The 271-nt window shown below is 55.4% G+C and carries 2 tRNA genes; both read right to left on the bottom strand.

Going from position 1 to position 271, the window contains the following annotated elements:
* Positions 1–103: 103 nt before the first annotated feature.
* Positions 104–177: transfer RNA gene (locus HUS62_RS22785), tRNA-Cys, on the bottom strand.
* Between the two features lie 18 nt (positions 178–195).
* Positions 196–271: transfer RNA gene (locus HUS62_RS22780), tRNA-Gly, on the bottom strand.

Raw genomic sequence — 271 nt, 5'->3', positions numbered from 1 at the left:
TTGAACCGGCACGCTGTTACCAGCGAGGGATTTTAAATCCCTTGTGTCTACCAATTCCACCACCCGGGCATCGGGTCGCTCCTAGAGCATGTGGAGTATTATATGGAGGCGGAACCCGGAGTCGAACCGAGGTAGACGGATTTGCAATCCGCTGCATGGCCACTCTGCCATTCCGCCAAATTGCTTCCAGATAATTGGAGCGGCACACGAGGCTCGAACTCGTGACCTCAACCTTGGCAAGGTTGCGCTCTACCAACTGAGCTAGTGCCGC

The sequence above is a fragment of the Pseudoalteromonas sp. 0303 genome (genome assembly GCF_013349995.1).
In the GTDB taxonomy this organism is placed as follows: Bacteria; Pseudomonadota; Gammaproteobacteria; order Enterobacterales; family Alteromonadaceae; genus Pseudoalteromonas.
This window is presented reverse-complemented; position numbering and strand designations above follow the sequence as displayed.